The following is an 18,848-nucleotide window of genomic DNA, read 5'->3' on the forward strand; positions in this document are numbered from 1 at the left end:
TGATTGCAGAATGCCGAGGCGATTGTTTGCCCGCAGCCGGAGACCGTCAAGACTCGCGGACGCGAACAATGAAGAGTTTTTGACAACCGCCCTGGGTCTACCTGGGCCTTACGCTTGCCCCGTGGATGAGATGCCCCGGGACCACCGGCCCGCCAAGTCCGTCAGAGTGCTGCTCGCCGAGGACCAGGGCATGATGCGCGGCGCCCTCGCCCTCCTGCTCGGCATGGAGGCGGACCTGGAGGTCGTCGCCCAGGTCGGAAGGGGTGACACGATCGTGGACGCCGCCCTGACCCACCGCCCCGACGTCGCCCTCCTCGACATCGAACTCCCCGGCATGAGCGGTCTGGACGCCGCCGCCGAACTCCGCGAACAGGCCCCGGACTGCCGGGTGTTGATCCTCACGACCTTCGGCCGCCCCGGCTATCTGCGCCGGGCGATGGAGGCGGGCGCGGCGGGCTTCCTGGTGAAGGACGGCCCGGTGGAAGACCTGGCCGCCGCGATCCGCCGCGTCCTGACCGGCGAGACGGTCATCGACCCGGCACTCGCCGCCGCCGCGCTGAGCGCCGGCCCGAACCCGCTGACCGCCCGCGAGTGCGATGTCCTCAAGGCCTCGGTGGACGGCGCGACGGTCTCCGACATCGCCACGAAGCTCCACCTCTCCGAATCCACCGTCCGCAACTACCTCTCCTCGGCCATCGGCAAGACAGGCACCCGCAACCGCATGGAGGCCATGCGGGAGGCCCGTCAGCAGGGCTGGCTGTAGCCCCGCCCCCGGCCCTCGGCCTACGCTCCGCTCCCCCGGCGGAACAACGCCGTCCAGAGGAAGTCCTCCCCGAAGCACGGCGATCCGGCCGGTTCGTCGCGCATCCGGCGCAGCTCGACCACCTCCAACTCCCCGAATATCCAGCGCAGTTCATCAGGCGTGTAGGCCAACCCGCCCTGAAGCCCGGAGCCGCGATAGAGCTCGGCATCGGGCAACTCGGACCCCATCCCACCCGCCGCGAAACAGGTGAGCGCGAAGTGCCCTCCGGGGGCGAGGACTTGGTCCAGCAGGGCGAGGTAGCTGATGCGCCGATGTGGGGGCAGGTGGTGAAAACAGCCTGAGTCGTAGACGAGGTCGTAGGGGCCGGGGAGTTCGATGCCGGCGAGGGCGAACACGTCCCCGCAGTGAAAGCGAACCTGGGGGCCCTCCCCCTCCCTTTCCCCCACCCCCGCCTCCCTCACCCAATTCCGATCCCGATCCCCGTTCCCGCTCCCTGCCCGGTCCCGGTCCCGGTCGCCCACCCGATTCCGGTCCCGGTCCCCGCCCCCTGCCAGGTCCCGGTCGCCCACCTGCCCCCGCCATCCGTCCCGTTCCCACTCCCGCGCCCGCTCCTCCGCCCACGCGACAGCCGTCGGCGACAGATCCACCCCGTCCACCTCGAAGCCCCGCGCGGCCAGGTGAAGGGCGTTGCGCCCCGGGCCGCAGCCCAGGTCCAGGGCGCGGCCACCCCCGGGTATCAGCCCCTGGTCGAGATACCCGACCAGGTTCTCGTCCGGCTTCGCCACGAAGAACGGCACCGGCTTGGCACGGTCGGCATAGAACCCGTCCCACCAGGAGGCAGCCCCAGAGGTCCAACGATCAGCGTCCGGCGCGAACAGCCCGTCCAGAAGCCGGAGTACGTCCTCGACCGTGCGGATGTCACGCCCCCGCCGGTTCCGCTCTATCCGGTCGGTCGGGTCCATCCGATCCATCCGGTCCCCCTCTCCGATACGTCGATCGTAGAAGCGGCCGAACCGAAAGCCCAGGTCACCACCCATCCGGGACGCTCGCGTGAATCCCGTCAACTCCCGTGTACGGGACGGGAGTCGAAGCCGAGGGGGCACCACCCCAGCGGCACGGTGAAACCATGTCGACACCCCGCCCAAGGGCCACCAGGACGGCAGCCCCGACCACGCCGACCACACTTTTCAAGAACTCAGCCCACGCCCGCAGCCTTGACGATCGGCGCGTCCCGGGACAACTCCCGGAATCCAAGGCCGTAGTACAGTTCGCGCGCCCGGGGATGACCCGGTGCGCCCAGGCAGGCGACCGTCATATGCGTGGCCCCGGCCGCCCGCGCCCGATGCATCCCGTGCAGCAGCATCGCCCTTGCCAGCCCCAGACGCCGGTACTCCGGATGCGTCCCGACCGGCTCGAACTCGGCGGTCCTGTTCGTCTCGTCGAGCCACATGATCGTCGAGGAGGCCATCGTTCCGTCCGGTGCCTCCACCAGGATGTGCAGGTCGCCCCGGTATCCCGGCGTCCGCCGGACGCCCTCGTAGCATGCGGCCGTGTACGCCGAGGGAGCCCAGGCGTCCAGGTGGGCCTGGACCGCGGCCTCGGGGCCGGTCTCGTCGGCGGTGCGGAACCTGAACCCCTCTGGAAGTACCGGCTGTTCCACGTCGGTGAGGTCGCGCTCGTTGAGCTGGGTCCAGGACCCGGTGTCGCCGAGCGCGGCCGAGTCGGTCTCGTAGCCGTGCGCCCCCCATCGCTTCAGGGCGAACTCGTCGGCGGCGCTGGGCATCACCGTGCGCTCGATGCCCGCCGCCGTACCGTCGTACCAGTCGATCACCTGGTCGACCAGCCCGGCGTGGTCGGGGTGGACCTGGTACGTGAGACAGGCGTCGGTGATGTCCTTCACCGACCCGTCGCTCCGCCGCACCCGGTGCGGAAGACGGGCCCAGCCCCACGCCACCAGCTCCCCGTCGGAGAACCACAGCCGCCGCGGCCGGCCCGTGTCGTCGTCGGCATGCCCCTTGCCCCAGTTCCAGGCCAGCTCGCCGAACATCGCTTCGGCGTTCACCAGCTCCGGACGGATGGCGGTGACACGCTGCGCCAGCCCCTGCATGAGCCGCAAGTCCGCGACGGTCACCAGCTCGACGTTCGTCATAGTGCGCCACCGTGCCAGAGCCCCGCGCAGTCGGCGAACCGTTTTCCGGGCCGCCGATCGCGGCAGTCGGCAGCCCACCATACGAAGCACGTCGTACGAAACGCTTCGTACGAAACGCGTCGTACACAACGCGTCGTCGTGGCGGCGGAACCGACGGCGGGCCGGCCCTGCCCAGGTCCCTGCCCATGTCGCTGCCCAGGTCCCTGCCCATGTCCCTCGGTCGCGCCGGCCGACCGCCGACACCCGCCGCCGCGCGTCACGATCCTCAGGGCGAACGTGCCCTGCTTCAGCGCCAGTTCGCCTACGGCGTCACTTCGTCACCTTCACCGAGTCGAACGTCGTCCCCTCCGGCCCGACGCACACGAACCAGTTGGCCGATGAGCCGGCCACCGGTCGGATCGCCGATTCGTCGGTGTTGACGTCGGCGCCCTCCGCGACCCTGCGGGCAACGGTCGAGCTACCGTCCTTCCACGCACACGTGACCTCCTGGGCGGTCTTGGCGACCTGGCCGATCACCAGGCGCTGGGGGGTGGTGTGCTTCGGGTCCAGGGAGAGCGCGGCCGAATCGAGGTCGGTGCCCGCCATTTCGTCCTTCGTGTCGACCGAGTTCTCCGTGAGGATGGACTCCTTCCCGTCCCCGATGATCCGGCGCGCGAAGAACGAGTACTTGCCGACCAGTTGGGACGACTTCCTCGCGTCCACCGGCACCTCGCCGAACGCCTTCATACGCTGCAACTGGGCCCAGGCCTCCCCCTCGCTGCGCGGGGCACCCCACACGTCGACGGTGACCGACCAGTCCTTGCCGCCGACGATGCCCGTGGCGATCACGGTCGCCTGCGGCTCGTACACATGCCGCTCCTCCGGAGTCAACGGCTCGGTCGACTGCTGTGTCACCGCCGGCGACACCTCGACCCCGTTCCCGTCGCGCAGTCCGGCCAACGCCAGCGTGCCCGACGTGCCCGTGATCACCAGTGCCGCGGCTGTCGCGAGTGCCCAGCGGCGGGCCCGGCGGCGACGGCCGCCGCGGATCACCGCCTGGTAGGGGGCTATACCGATCTCGACCTCGTCCGCGGCGTCGGCCAGCAGGAGGGCGATGTCTCTGTCCGTCATGGTCTGGTTCGTCTCCCGGTCCGCGCTCATCACTTCCGCCCTCCCTGCGTCACCATCTCGGCGAGTCCCGGTATGGCGCGGAGTTTCGCGATCCCCTTGGCCGCGTTGCTCTTCACCGCGCCGACCGAGCAGCCCATCGCCTGGGCCGTCTGTGTCTCGGTCAGGTCCTCCCAGTACCGCAGCACCACCGCCTCCCGCTGCCTCGGCGGCAGTTGGGCCAGTGCTTCCAGCAGGGCGCTGCGGTCCTCGGCCTGGGCGATGCGGTCACCGGTGTCGGCGATCTCGCGTACCAGGCCCGAGTCGTCCCTGGGCGCCAGGAACTCCTTGAGTCGTCTGCGGTGTTTGCGTGCGTGCGTGTTGATCATCACGCGCCGTACGTACGCCTCCGGATCGTCGGCCGAGCCGACCTTGCGCCAGGCCACAAAGGTCTGTTCGAGCGTCGACTGGACCAGGTCCTCCGCGGCGTGCTGCTCCCCCGTAAGAAGAAATGCCGTCCGCATCAGCCGCGGCCAGCGGCCGATGACAAAGCTCTGGAACCCGTCATCCCGAGCCTCCCGAGCCTGCTTGCGATCCCCCATGGGCACCTCCTAGATGGTTATAGGAGTCCATGAGCCGCCCGAACCGTTGCCTCACTTCTCCAAAGTCGTGGAAGTCGTAGGAGTCACGGACTCCGCAGGCTCCGCCGCCTCCCCACTGCCCCCACTCGCCCCAGCCACCCCGGTCGCCGACGGCCCCGCCGCCTTGCCCCACGGCAGCCACACCACCATCAGCACCACCCCGCCGAGCAGCACCCCCGCCCCCGTACGGAACGCCAGCGCGTACCCCTCCGTCAGCGCCTCCCGCGTGCCGCCACCGCTTCCCGCCGCACGCGCCGTACGTGCCGCCGCGATCGTCGACATCACGGCGAGACCCAGCGAACCGCCCATCGTGCGCGAGGTGTTGATCAACCCGGAGACCAGGCCGGCCTCCCCCGGCGCGGCCCCGGACGTGGCGAGTGCGGCGAGCGGGGTGGCCGTCAGGCCGGCGCCCAGCATCATCAGGATTCCGGGGAACATGATCTCGGTCAGGTAGTCGCCCCGCGCGGTCATCAGCGACTGCCAGCCGAAGCCCACCGCCGCCACCAGCGTCCCGAGGACGGCCACGTTGCGCGCGCCGAGCACCGGCATGAAGCGGGGTGCCGACTTGGAGCCGATGAGGACGGCCAGGGAACTCGGCACCAGCGCGAGCCCGGCCTCCAGCGGTGTGTACCCGAGCACGTTCTGGGCGTACAACGTCATGAAGAACCACATGCAGAACATCGCGGAGCCGGACAGGAACATCGCCGCGTTCGCCGACGACACCGCCCGTGCCCGGAACAGCCCGAGCGGCATCAGTGGAGCCGCCGTGCGGGCCTCGACGACCAGGAAGAGCGCGATCAGCGCGAGTCCGGCGGCCAGCGGCACCAGGGTGGCCGCGGCCGTCCAGCCCTCGGCCTCGGTCTGGGAGATGCCGTAGGCCAGCACACCGAGCCCCGCCGTGACCAGGACGGCACCGGGCAGATCGAGCCGTCGCCGGTCTCCGGCGCGGCTCTCCGGGAGCCATCGCAGTGAGCTGAGGAGGACGACCGCGCCGACGGGCACGTTGATGAGCAGCACCCACCGCCAGGACAGCGTGTCCACGAGCACCCCGCCGACGAGTCCGCCCGCGGCTCCGCCGCCGGCGCCGACCGCCGTCCAGGTGGCGATGGCCCGTGCGCGGGCCGCGCCCTCCGCCACCGCCGAGGTGACGATGGTCAGCGTCGAGGGTGCCAGCACCGCGGCCCCCAGTCCCTGCACGGCCCGGGCGAGCAGCAGCTGCCAGCCGTCCTGGGCCAGTCCGCCGCCCAGCGAGGCCAGGGTGAACAGCGCGAGCCCGACCAGGAACATCCGCTTGCGGCCGTAGAGGTCGCCGGCCCGCCCGCCGAGCAGCATGAACCCCGCGAAGGCGATGGCGTACGCGTTGACCACCCACTGCAGCCCGGACGCGCTCATCCCGAGGTCGGCCCGCATCGACGGCAGCGCCACGTTGACGACGGACACGTCGAGGACGACGAGGAACTGCCCGGCACACGCGAGCGCGACGACCAGCCAGGCGGGCGGTGCCGCGCCCCGGCGGGACGGGCGGGATATTGGGGAGACATCAGCGGCTCGGGGCATGGACGTCATACTCTCAACCGGCCCACGCCCCTGGCATCGGCATTTCGCCCGACCGCGGGCCCGCCATACGACCTAAGCCGCGGCCACAGCCGTGACCGCCCGCAGCAACGTCACCACAGCCGCCCCGCCCAACCCGATGTTGTGCGCGAGCCCCACCTCGGCCCCCGGCACCTGCCGCTCCCCCGCCGTCCCCCTCAACTGCCACACCAGCTCGGCGACTTGGGCGATCCCGGTCGCCCCCAGCGGATGCCCCTTGGAGATCAGCCCGCCGGACGGGTTGACCACCCACCGCCCGCCGTACGTCGTCCCCCCGGACTCCACGAGCTTCCCGGCCTCCCCCGGCTCGCACATGCCGAGCGCCTCGTACGTCAGGAGTTCGTTGATCGAGAAGCAGTCGTGGAGTTCTACGACGTCCACGTCCTCGATGCCGAGTCCGGACCGTTCGTAGACCTGGCGGGCGGCGGCCCGGGACATGGGCTGTCCGACGACGTCGATGCAGGAGCCGGAGGCGAAGGAGTCCTCGGTGTCGGTGGTCATCGCCTGGGCGACGATCTCGACGAGCGAGCCCGGTCCAGGACCCGTCATCAGCCCTCGCTCCTCCGCGAAGCGTTCCGAGACCACGACCGCCGCCGCGGCGCCGTCCGAGGTCGGTGAGCACTGGAGTTTCGTCAGGGGGTGGTGGACGGCCCGGGCCGCGAGGATGTCGTCGACGTCGTAGACGTCCTGGAACTGGGCGTACGGGTTGTGCGCGGAGTGCCGGTGGTTCTTGGCGGCGACGGCGGCGAGCTGTGCCTCGGTCGTGCCGTACTTCTCCATGTGTTCGCGGGCCGCGTCGCCGAAGATCTGGGCGGTGGGCGGGGTCATCTCGAAGCCGTGCCGGGCGGCCATGACGCCGTAGTGCCGGGCGACGGGGGAGGTCGCGAAGTCTCCGCCGTCCGTGCCGCCCCCGAGCGCCCCGCGCTTCATCTTCTCGAAGCCCAGTGCCAGCACGCAGTCGGCGGCCCCGCCCTCGACGAGCTGCCGGGCGAGCATCAGGGCGGTCGAGCCGGTGGCGCAGTTGTTGTTGACGTTGTAGACGGGGATGCCGGTGAGACCGAGTTCATACGCGGCGCGCTGGCCGGCGGTCGAGGGCTGGAAGCAGTAGCCGACAGGAACCTGTTCTACGTCGTCGTAGGAGATCCCGGCGTCCGCGAGGGCGGCGTTCCCGGCCTCGCGGACCATGTCCCAGTACTGCCACTCCCTGGTCTCGGGCTTCTCGAACCTCGTCATCCCGACGCCTGCGACATAGGCCTTCATGGCGGGCGAGATTAGAACACGTTCCAGTGAAAGACCAGACTTGACGGCGAGTCAGATATTCACGGGACGGTCAAGAATTCGTTAGTACGCCGAAGCATCGGAATAGTTGCCCATGCATACGAGGTTTACCGTGCACTTATCCCGCACGGATCACGCCACACTCACGGCCTGGAGGCCCTACTCCATGACGCACACGTCGACCGACCAGCCCGGCGCACGGAGGCCGTCCGGCGCCGTCGTGCCGGTGCTCGCCTTCGCGGGCATCGTTGTCGCGGTGATGCAGACCCTGCTCGTCCCGGTCATCAAGGACCTGCCGCAGCTGCTGAGCACCGAGCCCAGCAACGCCACCTGGGTCCTGACCTCGACCCTCCTGTCCGGAGCCGTCGCCACGCCGATCATGGGCCGCCTCGGCGACCTCTACGGCAAGCGGCGGATGCTGATCACCAGCCTGGCCATCATGGTCGTGGGAGCGCTGGTCAGCGCCCTCACCAGCGACCTGCTCACGATGATCGCGGGCCGTGCGCTCCAGGGCTTCGCGATGGGCGCGATACCGCTGGGCATCGGCCTGATGCGCGACATGCTGCCCCGCGAGAAGCTCGGCTCGGCGATGGCCCTGATGAGCTCCTCGATCGGCGTCGGCGGCGGTCTCGCGCTGCCCGCCGCTGCCGTGGTCGCGCAGCACGCCGACTGGCACGCGCTCTTCTACGGCGCCGCAGGCCTCGGCGTCCTCGCGATCGCCCTCACACTCCTCGTCGTACCGGAGTCCCCGATGCGCGCCGAGGGCACCTTCGACGTGCTCGGCGCGATCGGCCTGTCCGCCGGTCTCGTCCTCTTCCTCCTGCCCATCACCAAGGGCAGCGACTGGGGCTGGACCTCCGGCACCACGCTCGGCCTGTTCGCCGCGGCCGCCGTCGTCCTCCTCCTGTGGGGCGTGATGGAGCTGCGCCTGAAGGCCCCGCTGGTCGACCTGCGCACCACGGCCCGCCCGGCGGTCCTCTTCACCAACCTCGCCTCGATCATGGTCGGCGTCTCCTTCTACGTCGTCTCCCTCGTCCTGCCCCAGCTCCTCCAGCTGCCCAAGGCCACCGGTTACGGCCTCGGCCAGTCGATGGTCACCGCCGGTCTGCTGGTCGCGCCGCTCGGCCTGACGATGATGTTCACGGCCCCGGTCTACGCCCGCCTCTCGGCGAAGTACGGCCCCAAGGTCACCCTGATCCTCGGCATGCTGATCATCGGCATCGGCTACGGCGCGGGCCTCGGCCTGATGACCGCGGCCTGGCAGTCCCTGGTCATCGCCGTCGTTCTCGGTGCGGGTATCGGGCTCGCGTACTCGTCGTTGCCCGCGTTGATCGTGGGTGCCGTGCCGGCGTCCGAGACCGGTGCGGCGAACGGGCTCAACACCCTGATGCGGTCCATCGGTACGTCCGTCTCCAGCGCGGTGATCGGCATGGTGCTCGCCAATACCGCGAACCATGTGGGCGGGGTCGCCATCCCGACGATGCGCGGGTTCCACGTGTCGTTCCTGATCGCTACGGGTGCGGTTGCCGTGGGTCTGCTGATGGCGCTGTTCCTTCCGAAGCCGAACCGGGCTCCGCAGCTGAACTTCAGCAGCGAGGAGGAGGCCAACCTTGAGCGGGCCGAGGAGGTTCTGCGGGGGTTCCGGGGGCGGGTTCTTGGCGCCGACGGTGTTCCGGTCGCCCGGGCCAAGGTCACGTTGATCGATCGGCGGGGGCGGCAGGCGGGGGCGACGCTGTCCTCTGAGGACGGGAGTTATGTTCTCGCTGTGCCGTCGCAGGGGGCGTATGTGCTGGCGGCGCGGGCGAGTGGTCATGGGCCGCTTGCTTCGTCGGCGACGCACGCCGGGGACGAGGCTGCCGTGGACCTGGATTTGTCCTTGCCCGGTGAGACTGTCAGCGCCTAGTCGGAAGTTCGTCGTCTGCGGGTGCGTGGGGGCTGGTCGCGCCCACGCGGCGGAGCCGCATATCGATATGGCCCCGCGCCCCTAAAAGCAAAAACCACACCGCACCCCCTGTCGAATCGTTCGGCAGGGGGTGCGGGAGCATGTGCGTGCAGCCCTATCGAGAGGAACCCCATGCCCCCGGCACCCAAGCCCGAGATCCTCGCCGCTTTCGAGGCAGCCAAGGGATTCATGCCGGTCGGTGAGGGACTGGCCCTGTACTCCGCCGCCGTAGAAGCGGGAAAGCTCGGGCTCCCCCTCCTCGAAGTCGGGACGTACTGCGGGCGTTCCACCCTCCTCCTCGCCGACGCCGCCCGGGAAGCCGGGGTCACCGCGCTCACGCTCGATCATCACCGGGGCAGTGAGGAGCAGCAGCCGGGGTGGGAGTATCACGACCCGGAGACCGTCGATCCGGAGATCGGGCTGATGGACACGTTGCCCACGTTCCGCAGGACCCTGCACAAGGCGGGCCTGGAGGAGCACGTGGTCGCCCTCGTCGGACGCTCGCCGCAGATCTCGCGTATCTGGGGCACCCCCCTCGGCCTCGTCTTCATCGACGGCGGGCACACCGACGAGCATGCGAACGGGGACTACGAGGGCTGGGCGCCCCATGTCGCCGAGGGCGGGCTGCTCGTCATCCATGACGTGTTCCCGGACCCGGAGGACGAGTTCACCGGGCAGGCCCCGTACCGGGTGTACCTCAGGGCGCTGGAGTCCGGCGCGTTCACGGAGGTCTCGGTGACCGACTCCCTCCGTGTCCTACGGCGCACCGGCACCGGCATCTGAGCTCAACTGGGCAGTTCGGCCAGCCAGTTGGTCAGGTGCTGGTTGACCTCTGCCGGTCGCTCCTGCTGGATCCAGTGCCCGCAGCCCTCCAGGATGTGCGAGCCGCGCAGGCCGGGCAGGGTCACCGGGTACGCGGCGATCGCGTCGGACAGCCAGATGGTGGAGGCGTCCAGGGAACCGCCGAGGAACAGGGACGGCTGGGTGATGGGCGCGCCGTCGTAGGGGGCCAGGTCCTCCCAGTCGCGGTCCATGTTTCGGTAGCGGTTCAGAGCGGCTGTCAGGCCGGTGCGCTCGAACTCCCCCGCGTAGACGTCGAGTTCGTCCCCGCCGAACCAGGAAGGCCGTCCCGTCGCCGTCGGGAACCGCTCCCGCAGCGTCCCGCCGCCCCGGCTCACGAAGTGCGGGTCGGGGGCGCCGGGCGCGGGCATCGTGTCGGCGGAGAACGCGGCGTAGAAACCTGCCAGCCAGCCGCGTACGTCCGGCTCGATCTCGGCCTCCGCCCGGCCGGGCTCCTGGAAGTACGAGACGTAGAACTCCTCGTCCCCGCCCATCCCCGCGAAGATCTCGCTGGGGCGCGGGCCGCCGCGCGGGGCGTAGGGGACGCTCAGCAGTCCTACGGCGCGGAAGACGTCCGGCCTGAGGAGAGCGGAGTTCGCGGCGATGCCCGCGCCCCAGTCGTGGCCGACGATCACCGCGGACCGTTCGCCGAGCGCGTGCACCACGGCGACGGCGTCCTCCACGAGGTCGAGCATCCGGTACGCCGACGTGTCCACGGGCCTCGACGAGCGGCCGTAGCCGCGTACGTCGACGGCGACCGCGCGGTAGCCCGCCGAGGCCAGCGCCGGGAGCTGGTGGCGCCACGAGTACCAGGACTCCGGGAATCCGTGCACCAGCAGGACCAGGGGTCCGGTGCCCTGTTCCACGAGGTGGATGCGGCCGGCGGGGGCGGGGACGAGTCGGTGCGTGACGTCCTTGACCATGGTCATGAGTCCTCCGTTGCGGGGGCTGGTCCAACAATCCTGCGCCCCGGCGCCGCCACCCCACGACTCTTGTTGCCGCTTCGGCAAACCCGCTCCGCGAGGCGGCTAGGGTGGCTCCCGTGTCGTACGTAGGTCCGGACTTTGATCCCCCGCAGCCCCGCCGCCCCCGTCGAGGGCCCCTGACCGTGGCGCTGGCCGCGCTGGTCCCGGGGGCGCTGATCGGATGGTTCGTGTACGAGGCCGTCGGCGGCTCGGGCAGTGCGGCGGCCGGCGCGTCCTCCGCGTCGTCCGGCGCGTCCGTGTCCCCGACGGGCACCGCGTCCAACGACGACAAGCCGCCGGGCCCAAGTCCCCTCAAGGGCAAGGTCGTCGTCATCGACCCGGGGCACAACGTCACCAACTTCCAGCACAGCGCCGAGATCAACCGCAAGGTGGACATCGGCACGAACTGGAAGGAGTGCGACACGACCGGGACGTCGACCAACGCGGGTTACGCGGAAGCCCAGTTCACGATGGACGTGTCCCACCGGCTGCGGGCGATCCTCGAAAAGCAGGGCGTCACGGTGAAGTTGACGCACGACGGCGACTCCCCGTCCTGGGGCCCGTGCGTGGACCAGCGGGCCAGGATCGGGAACGACGCGCACGCGGACGCCGCGATCTCCATCCACGCGGACGGCGCACCGGTCGGCGACCGGGGTTTCCATGTGATCCTGCCGGGCTCCGTCCACGCGGGCGGCGCCGACACCCGCGCCATCGTCGCCCCCTCGGCCACCCTCGGGCGGGGCATCGCGGGCGACTACCGTCGCGCGACGGGCGAACAGTTCTCCAATTACCTCGGCGAAGGTACCGGTCTCGTCACGCGTAAGGACCTGGGCGGTCTCAATCTGTCAACGGTTCCCAAGGTGTTCATCGAGTGCGGCAACATGCGCGATAGCAATGATGCTGCACTGCTGACGAACGGCGCCTGGCGACAGAAGGCGGCGCAGGGGATCTCTGAGGGAATCGTGAGTTTCCTGCGCGGGTAGCGATCAGTGGGCTGATCCGGGCGGACACCCTGACGGGGTGGACGATAGGGTCAACCGACGACGAGACGACCTACGAAGGACCTGAAGTGAATATCCGCTCCCTCACACGAGGCGACGGCGTGGTGATCGGAGCAGCGGTATTGCTCTTCATCGCGTCGTTCCTCCCCTTGTACTCCGCTGCGGGTTACTCAAACGCGCCGAACGCGTGGGAGAACCTCGACACCGGTCTCGGCGTCTACATGGGCGGAGTCATCGGTGCCGCTCTGATCGTCGTCAACCGCTGCCTGCCCCAGCCCCTGAAGCTCGTCGGGCTGGACCTGGGCGTGGTCGGCGCGGCGTTCACCGTCCTCGTCGCGTGGATCCAGTTCTGGGCCCTGGTGGATGTCCCGGACAGCATCAGCGCCTCCTCCGGTCTCATCCTCGGCTTCCTCGCGGCCCTCGTCCTGGCCGCCGCGGCCGTCGCGAGCCCGCTGGTCCCGCCCCTCCAGGCCGCCCTCATCCCGGCCCCCAAGCCGGCCGCCCCGCAGCCCTACGGCGCCCAGCCGCCCGGTGGTTACGGCTACCCGGGTGCCGGTCCCGGTGCGCCGCAGCAGCCGTCGTACGGCACTCCGCCGCAACAGGCGCAGGCCGCGCAGCCGTTCGGGCAGCCGGCGCCGGCTCCGGCCGGGGACTTCTCGCCGTTCTGGTTCGCGGTGCCGGTGGCCCGGCCGCTGTTCGGGGAGGACGGTTCGCCGTCGCCGATCGCCGAACTGGCGCCGGGTACCTGGTACTTGGCCGTGGAGCAGCGTGGTCCCGCGCTCGTCGCGCAGACGCAGGACGGCCGTCGTGGCGTCCTGCAGGACACGTCGGGGATCCAGCGCGGCTGATCTCCCCCCTCAGCGTCCACCGCGGCCCCTCGCCCTTCCGGGTGGGGGGCCGTTGTCGTACAGTCGCAGCCGTCGATCGGTTGGCTGACGGACCGTCAGATCAGGTGCTGTGGAGGCGATATGCGGCTCGGTCTCGCACTCGGGTACTGGGGGCGCGGGCCCTCCTCCGACCATGTGCCGCTGGCTCAGGAGGCCGAGCGGCTCGGGTACGACTCCGTGTGGACGGCCGAGTCGTGGGGGTCCGACGCCTTCACCCCGCTGACCTGGATCGCGGCGCAGACCTCAACGATCAAGCTGGGGACCGCTGTTGCGCAGATGGCGGCCCGCTCCCCGACCACCACCGCGATGCACGCGCTCACCCTCGACCACCTCTCCGGCGGGCGCGTGCTGCTCGGGCTCGGGCTGTCGGGGCCGCAGGTGGTGGAGGGGTGGTACGGGCGGCCGTTCCCCAAGTCGCCGCTGACCGCGACCCGGGAGTACGTCGAGGTCGTACGGCAGGTGCTGCGGCGGGAGGCGCCGGTCGAGGTGGACGGGCGGTTCCACGCGCATCCGTACCGGGGCACGGACGGTACCGGGCTCGGCAAGGCCCTCAAGTCCATCACGCATCCCCTGCGCCCCGACCTGCCCGTGCTGCTCGGTGCGGAGGGGCCGAAGAACGTGGCGCAGACGGCCGACATCGCGGACGGGTGGCTGCCGTTGTACTGGTCGCCGAGCCGCCCAGAGGTGTACGGACCGACGGTCTCCGGCTTCCGCGATGACTTCCTCGTCGCGCCCATGGCGCAGGTGAAGGTCTGCGACGACGTAGCCGAAGGTCTGCTCCCCGTGAAGATGATGCTCGGCTTCTACATCGGCGGGATGGGGCACGCGGCCCGCAACTTCCACGCCGATCTGATGGCGCGCATGGGGTACGAGGAAGAGGCCCGGCGGATACAGGAGTTGTTCCTCGCGGGCCGCCGGGAGGAGGCCGTGCTCGCCGTGCCGGACGCGTTCGCCGACGAGATCTCGCTCGTCGGCCCGCGTGAACGGATCGCGGAGCGGCTGGAGTTGTGGCGCAAGGGCCCGGTGACGGACCTGCTGGCCCTTGCGCCCGACCCGCACACGCTGCGGGTACTGGCGGAGCTGAACTCCTAAGAGCCGCTCAACTCCTGGACACCGAAGGGCATTTACCCTCCGGCGAGCTGCCCGGCGGACGGCACCTTGTCGGTCACCTGGGCGCCGGCGCTCTTCCCGGCGTCCTTGACCTTGTTGATGATGTCGTCGAAGGAACCCGCCGTGGCGTCGGTCGAGTCGCCCTTGCGGAGCTTGGACGGCAGGTTCTTGAGGGAGTCGATGCCGGCGGTGAGCGGGGCGACCGCCTTGGAGAGGGTGGGGTCGCCCTTGGCGTTCTTGGTGGCCGCCTTGAGCCGGTTGTACGCGAACGCGCCCGCGAGGCCCGCCTTGACGAGGGCGAACCTGCGTCCGCTCGCGCCCTTCTTGAACTTGCCCGCCTTCCAGGGCTTCACGATCCACTGGTAGGTGGCACCGGCGGCGAGGCCCGCGTTCGCGACGAAGCGGGTCTTGGCGAACTTCTGCCGTTCGGCGGAGGTGCTGGGGCTCGGGGTGGCGGCGGCTGCCACGACGGCTGCGGTGTCCTGCGTGGCGTCATCGGTGGCGCTGCCGCAGGCCGTGGCACCGGCGAGCAGGGCGCAGCACACAGTGAGCGCCACGAAGAGGCGCCGTATCGGTACGGGCACGAGGTCCTCCGGGGTGTTCTCCCCGAGTGGGTGTCCTTACCCCGGCAGCCTCACCCGGCCCGACCGCGTGCGCCACCCGGGCGGGACCGTTCGGGTTTCATCCGGCCAGGTTTCATCCCGTCGGGAGCGGCAATCCGGTTGGCATGTCCCCCTACTATCGACGCGGTTCGAATTCAGTCGGCAATGTCATAGTGATCATCGCCGACATCATGGCCCTCATCCTGGCCCTCTGGATTCTGATGTACCTCCTGGACGCCAACCGCGCGAACGACCTCGTGCAGTTCGTCCACCGCTCGGCCAACTGGCTCGCCGGCTGGTCCCGCGACCTGTTCACCTTCAACGAGGCCTGGGCGCGGGTCATCTGCGGCTACGGCCTGGCAGCGGTGGTGTACTTGTTCATCGGCCACGCGATCGCCAACCGGGTTCACCGCTGAGCGCTTCGCGGGAAGACCGGATTTCGTCCGCGGTCCGTTGTGGCTGGTCGCGCCGTTCCCCGCGCCCCTAAAAGAAACAGCGGGCCGGTGTTTTTAGGGGCGCGGGGCTGTATCGATGTGCGGCTCCGCCGCGGGGCGCGACCAGCCCCCACCGGGCCCGCGCCTAACAACAGTCCGGATCCAGCCCCAGGGGCAGATGCTCGGCGCCGAACACCGCACACGTAGCGTCATGGCCCCCCAGCGCCGCCACGGCGAGAAGCAGCGACCCCGCCGTCCACGTGGTCAGTTCGCGAGGCCAGACCGCGTCGTCGTCGAAGACATATCCCGTCCAGTACAGCCCGGTCTCAGAATCGCGCAGGTGCTGGATGGACTGGAGAATCTCCAGCGCCCGGTCGGACTCGCCCAACACCCACAGCGCCAGGGCGAGTTCGGCCGACTCGCCCCCCGTCACCCACGGGTTGGGGACGACGCACCGCACCCCGAGCCCGGGCACGACGAAGCGGCTCCAGCCCTCCTCAACCCGGGACTTGGCCTCCGTACCGGTCAACGCACCGCCCAGGACCGGGTAGTACCAGTCCATCGAGTAACGGTCCTTGTCCAGGAACCGTTCCGGATGCCGGCGGATCGCGTGCCGCAGCGCGCCGACCGCCAACTCCCAGTCCGGCTGCGGCTCTTCACGCTCCTCGGCGATCGCGAGCGCGCAGCGCAACGCCTGGTGGACCGAGGACGAACCGGTCAGCAGCGCGTCCGCCGTGTCCGTACCGTCGTCCTCCCGCTTCCACCCGATCTGCCCACCCGGCTGCTGCAACCGCAGCACGAACTCGACCGCCGCGAAGACGTTCGGCCACAGCCGGTCCAGGAACGTGTCGTCACCGGTCGCGAGGTAGTGATGCCACACGCCTACGGCGATGTAGGCGACGAAGTTGGTCTCGCGGCCCCGGTCGGTCACGTCGTGCGCGTTGCCGTCCGCGTACGCCGCGAACCAGGACCCGTCCTCGTTCTGGTGCCGGGCAAGCCAGTTGTACGCCCGCTCTGCGGCCTCGTGTTCGCCCGCCGCGTCCAGCGCCATCGCGGCCTCGGTGTGGTCCCACGGGTCGAGGTGATGGCCCCGGAACCACGGGATCGCCCCGTCCTCCCGCTGCACGGCGAGGATGCCGGCGACGGTCTCGGCGGCCTGCTCGGCGGTGAGGACCCCGGGCAGGACGAGGTGTTCTGTCCGGGGGGTGGTCACTGGGTGGCCGCCTCGGCGAGGCCCGGGAGGTGCGGCTTGGTCGCGTAGGCCACGAAGCTCTTGCCGATCAGCGGGTTCAGCGCCTGTTCGGCGACCCGGGTGGCCAGGGGTTTCTTCATGATGTCCCAGACCAGGAGCTTGTGGTACGCCTGCACCGGCAGCGCCTTGTCGTTGTCCACACCGAACGCGCACTTCAGCCACCAGTACGGCGAGTGCAGCCCGTGCGCGTGGTGCGTGCCGTACGGCTTGAGGCCCGCCTCGCGGATCTTGGTGAGGAGTTCGTCCGCCTTGTAGATGCGGATGTGGCCGCCCTCGACCTCGTGGTAGGCGTCGGACAGGGCCCAGCAGATCTTCTCGGGGCCGTAGCGCGGGACGGTGATGGCGATCCGGCCGCCGGGCTTCAGCACCCGGACCATCTCGGCGAGTACGCCCTTGTCATCCGGGATGTGCTCCATGACCTCGGAGATGATCACGACGTCGAACGACTCGTCCGGGAAGGGGAGTTGGAGTGCGTCGCCCTCCATCGCGGTCGCCGTGGCTCCGGCGGGGGCCTCACCGGCCTCCTTCATCGCCGCGAACCACTTGGCGACCTCGCGGATCTCCTCGGCGTTCTGGTCGAGGGCTACGACCTGTGCCCCTCGCCGATAACACTCGAACGCGTGCCGCCCGGCACCGCACCCGAGGTCCAGGACACGGTCGCCAGGGGCGAGCGGGAACCGGGAGAAGTCGACGGTCAGCACGTGGCCCTGCTTTCGGGAGAGACGCCGGTAACACTGGTCGAGGACGGAGAAGGAGACTCAGAAGGAGACGGAGTTGCCGAGGGCGACAACGATGCCGAGGACGCGCCGCCCGTCCGGCCGGGGGCGATCGCCTCGCGGTATCTGGCCGCCGTGCCCTCCGCGGCCTTCGCCCAGGTGAAGCGGGCCAGGACGCGTTCGCGGCCCGCCGCGCCGAGGCGGGCCCGCAGTGCCGGGTCGGCGAGGAGACGGCTCAGGCCGGTCGCGAGTGCGCCCGGGTCGCCCGGCGGTACCGCCAGGCAGGTCTCGCCGTCGCGCCCGGCGACCTCCGGGATCGCCCCGCCCGTCGTGGCGACCAGCGGCGTACCGGTGGCCATCGCCTCCGCCGCCGGGAGCGAGAAGCCCTCGTACAGCGAGGGCACACAGGCGACCTCCGCCGAGCGGACCAGGTCGACCAGGTCGGCGTCCGAGATGCCCTTCACGAACTCGACGGCGCCTTCGAGGCCGTAGCGCTCGACGGCCTGGGCCACGGGACCCTCGGTGGGGCGCTTGCCGACGACGATGAGGTGGGCTTCGGGGTGTTCGGTGCGGACCTTCGCCAGGGCCTCGACGAGGAAGACGAGGCCCTTGAGGGGGACGTCCGCGCTGGACGTCGTCACGATCCTGCCCGGCACCTGCGGTACGGCGGGGTTCGGGGAGAACAGGTCGGTGTCGGCGCCGATGTGGACGACGTGGATGCGGTCGTCGCGGACGCCGAGGTGGTCGATGATCTCCTGGCGCGAGGTGCCGGAGACGGTGAGCACGGACGGCAGTCGGCGGGCCACCCGCTTCTGCATCTGCGTGAACGCGTACCAGCGGCGCTTGGACATCCGCTGTCGCCAGTTCTCCGCCGCGTCCAGCTCCAACTGCCGGTCCACGGTGATGGGGTGGTGGATCGTCGTCACCAGCGGGGCGCCGACGTCCCCCAACAACCCATAGCCCAACGTCTGGTTGTCGTGCACGATGTCGAACTCGCCGCGCCGGGCCCGGAGATGACGGCGGGCGCGGAGCGAGAAGGTGAGGGGCTCGGGGAAGCCGCCGGTCCACATCGTCGCGACTTCGAGCGCGTCGGTCCAGTCCCGGTACTCGTCGCGCTTCGGGGTGCGGAAGGGGTCCGGGGAGCGGTAGAGGTCGAGGGAGGGAAGCTCGGTCAATGAGATGCCGTCGTAACCCTCGTCGAGGACGGGGTACGGCTGCGAGCCGATGACCTCGACGCGGTGCCCGAGGCGGGCCAGCTCACGCGAGAGATGGCGGACGTAGACGCCCTGTCCCCCGCAGAACGGGTTCCCTTTATAGGTGAGGAGTGCGATACGGAGCGGTCGCTCGCCGTCGGCTGCCAGGTCCTCCTGGGGACCCGCCTGACTGGCCTCAGCGGTCACTCTGAGCCCCCTTCTCCCTGCACTGTCCCGCGAGATTACGCCGGGACGCTAATCTAGAACAAGTTTCAGACTTGATCGTCCAGGAGGTTCTGAATCTACCGGCCGGTACGGTCGCTGTGAGAAGTGGATCAGGTGATTCACACCACGGCCGAGGCCCTGCCATGATCGGTGCGATCACCCGCCCTCACC

18 protein-coding genes are annotated in these 18,848 nt (G+C 70.1%); 7 read left to right on the top strand and 11 right to left on the bottom strand.

Annotation, left to right across the window (positions count from 1 at the left end):
* Nucleotides 1–130 precede the first annotated feature (130 nt).
* Complete coding sequence (locus tag ACFWP5_RS23480; RefSeq protein ID WP_033281879.1) at nt 131–763, top strand: response regulator transcription factor; 633 nt, start codon at nt 131–133, stop codon at nt 761–763.
* 20 nt (nt 764–783) lie between these two features.
* Here the strand turns inward: ACFWP5_RS23480 and ACFWP5_RS23485 are convergent, their stop codons facing one another.
* From ACFWP5_RS23485 to ACFWP5_RS23510, 6 genes are all read right to left on the bottom strand, one after another.
* A complete protein-coding gene (locus ACFWP5_RS23485; RefSeq protein ID WP_384159759.1) occupies nt 784–1,734 on the bottom strand; it encodes a class I SAM-dependent methyltransferase in 951 nt (316 codons plus the stop codon).
* Nucleotides 1,735–1,958: 224 nt separating this feature from the next.
* The gene (locus ACFWP5_RS23490) at nt 1,959–2,912 is read right to left on the bottom strand and encodes a GNAT family N-acetyltransferase (protein ID WP_384159762.1); all 954 of its coding nucleotides are present in this window, start codon (nt 2,910–2,912) and stop codon (nt 1,959–1,961) included.
* Nucleotides 2,913–3,221: 309 nt separating this feature from the next.
* Nucleotides 3,222–4,052 (bottom strand): hypothetical protein, encoded by an 831-nt coding sequence (locus ACFWP5_RS23495; RefSeq protein ID WP_384159765.1) that lies wholly within the window; start codon nt 4,050–4,052, stop codon nt 3,222–3,224.
* Nucleotides 4,052–4,600 carry a SigE family RNA polymerase sigma factor gene (locus ACFWP5_RS23500; RefSeq protein ID WP_384159768.1) on the bottom strand — a complete coding sequence of 183 codons (549 nt, stop codon included), beginning with the start codon at nt 4,598–4,600 and terminating at the stop codon, nt 4,052–4,054. The genes ACFWP5_RS23495 and ACFWP5_RS23500 overlap by 1 nt, the downstream gene beginning before the upstream one ends.
* Nucleotides 4,601–4,651: 51 nt before the next feature.
* Nucleotides 4,652–6,205 carry an MFS transporter gene (locus ACFWP5_RS23505; RefSeq protein ID WP_384159772.1) on the bottom strand — a complete coding sequence of 518 codons (1,554 nt, stop codon included), beginning with the start codon at nt 6,203–6,205 and terminating at the stop codon, nt 4,652–4,654.
* A gap of 63 nt (nt 6,206–6,268) precedes the next feature.
* Nucleotides 6,269–7,492, bottom strand: coding sequence for a lipid-transfer protein (locus tag ACFWP5_RS23510; protein ID WP_384159775.1), 1,224 nt, complete (start codon nt 7,490–7,492; stop codon nt 6,269–6,271).
* A gap of 184 nt (nt 7,493–7,676) precedes the next feature.
* Between ACFWP5_RS23510 and ACFWP5_RS23515 the strand changes: the two genes are divergently transcribed.
* Both ACFWP5_RS23515 and ACFWP5_RS23520 read left to right on the top strand, forming a co-directional pair.
* Complete coding sequence (locus tag ACFWP5_RS23515) at nt 7,677–9,413, top strand: MFS transporter (protein ID WP_384159778.1); 1,737 nt, start codon at nt 7,677–7,679, stop codon at nt 9,411–9,413.
* A gap of 171 nt (nt 9,414–9,584) precedes the next feature.
* Entirely contained in the window at nt 9,585–10,235 is a 651-nt protein-coding gene (locus ACFWP5_RS23520) for a class I SAM-dependent methyltransferase (RefSeq protein WP_384159781.1), read from the top strand.
* A 2-nt stretch (nt 10,236–10,237) separates the two neighbouring features.
* Here the strand turns inward: ACFWP5_RS23520 and ACFWP5_RS23525 are convergent, their stop codons facing one another.
* Complete coding sequence (locus ACFWP5_RS23525; RefSeq protein ID WP_384159784.1) at nt 10,238–11,221, bottom strand: alpha/beta fold hydrolase; 984 nt, start codon at nt 11,219–11,221, stop codon at nt 10,238–10,240.
* 113 nt (nt 11,222–11,334) lie between these two features.
* On the opposite strand from ACFWP5_RS23525, the gene ACFWP5_RS23530 reads away from it, so the two are divergent.
* The 3 genes from ACFWP5_RS23530 to ACFWP5_RS23540 all read left to right on the top strand — a co-directional run bounded on the left by ACFWP5_RS23530 (nt 11,335) and on the right by ACFWP5_RS23540 (nt 14,237).
* Complete coding sequence (locus tag ACFWP5_RS23530; protein WP_384159787.1) at nt 11,335–12,240, top strand: N-acetylmuramoyl-L-alanine amidase; 906 nt, start codon at nt 11,335–11,337, stop codon at nt 12,238–12,240.
* 86 nt (nt 12,241–12,326) lie between these two features.
* Entirely contained in the window at nt 12,327–13,106 is a 780-nt protein-coding gene (locus ACFWP5_RS23535) for a hypothetical protein (RefSeq protein WP_384159790.1), read from the top strand.
* A gap of 120 nt (nt 13,107–13,226) precedes the next feature.
* Nucleotides 13,227–14,237: an LLM class F420-dependent oxidoreductase gene (locus ACFWP5_RS23540; RefSeq protein WP_384159793.1), complete on the top strand. Its 1,011-nt coding sequence runs from the start codon at nt 13,227–13,229 to the stop codon at nt 14,235–14,237.
* Between the two features lie 32 nt (nt 14,238–14,269).
* Here the strand turns inward: ACFWP5_RS23540 and ACFWP5_RS23545 are convergent, their stop codons facing one another.
* Nucleotides 14,270–14,839: a hypothetical protein gene (locus tag ACFWP5_RS23545; RefSeq protein ID WP_384159796.1), complete on the bottom strand. Its 570-nt coding sequence runs from the start codon at nt 14,837–14,839 to the stop codon at nt 14,270–14,272.
* 143 nt (nt 14,840–14,982) lie between these two features.
* On the opposite strand from ACFWP5_RS23545, the gene ACFWP5_RS23550 reads away from it, so the two are divergent.
* Nucleotides 14,983–15,273 carry a hypothetical protein gene (locus ACFWP5_RS23550; RefSeq protein ID WP_384159799.1) on the top strand — a complete coding sequence of 97 codons (291 nt, stop codon included), beginning with the start codon at nt 14,983–14,985 and terminating at the stop codon, nt 15,271–15,273.
* Nucleotides 15,274–15,436: 163 nt separating this feature from the next.
* On the opposite strand, the gene ACFWP5_RS23555 is transcribed toward ACFWP5_RS23550, so the two are convergent.
* From ACFWP5_RS23555 to ACFWP5_RS23565, 3 genes are read right to left on the bottom strand one after another with little or no spacing between them, the layout of a single operon-like run.
* Nucleotides 15,437–16,504, bottom strand: a complete 1,068-nt coding sequence (locus ACFWP5_RS23555; RefSeq protein ID WP_384159802.1) for a prenyltransferase/squalene oxidase repeat-containing protein — start codon at nt 16,502–16,504, stop codon at nt 15,437–15,439.
* Entirely contained in the window at nt 16,501–17,244 is a 744-nt protein-coding gene (locus ACFWP5_RS23560; RefSeq protein WP_384159805.1) for a class I SAM-dependent methyltransferase, read from the bottom strand. The genes ACFWP5_RS23555 and ACFWP5_RS23560 overlap by 4 nt, the downstream gene beginning before the upstream one ends.
* Complete coding sequence (locus tag ACFWP5_RS23565) at nt 17,238–18,659, bottom strand: glycosyltransferase family 4 protein (RefSeq protein WP_384159808.1); 1,422 nt, start codon at nt 18,657–18,659, stop codon at nt 17,238–17,240. The genes ACFWP5_RS23560 and ACFWP5_RS23565 overlap by 7 nt, the downstream gene beginning before the upstream one ends.
* Between the last annotated feature and the right edge of the window lie 189 nt (nt 18,660–18,848).

Source organism: Streptomyces sp. NPDC058469 (assembly GCF_042721125.1).
GTDB lineage: Bacteria > Actinomycetota > Actinomycetes > Streptomycetales > Streptomycetaceae > Streptomyces.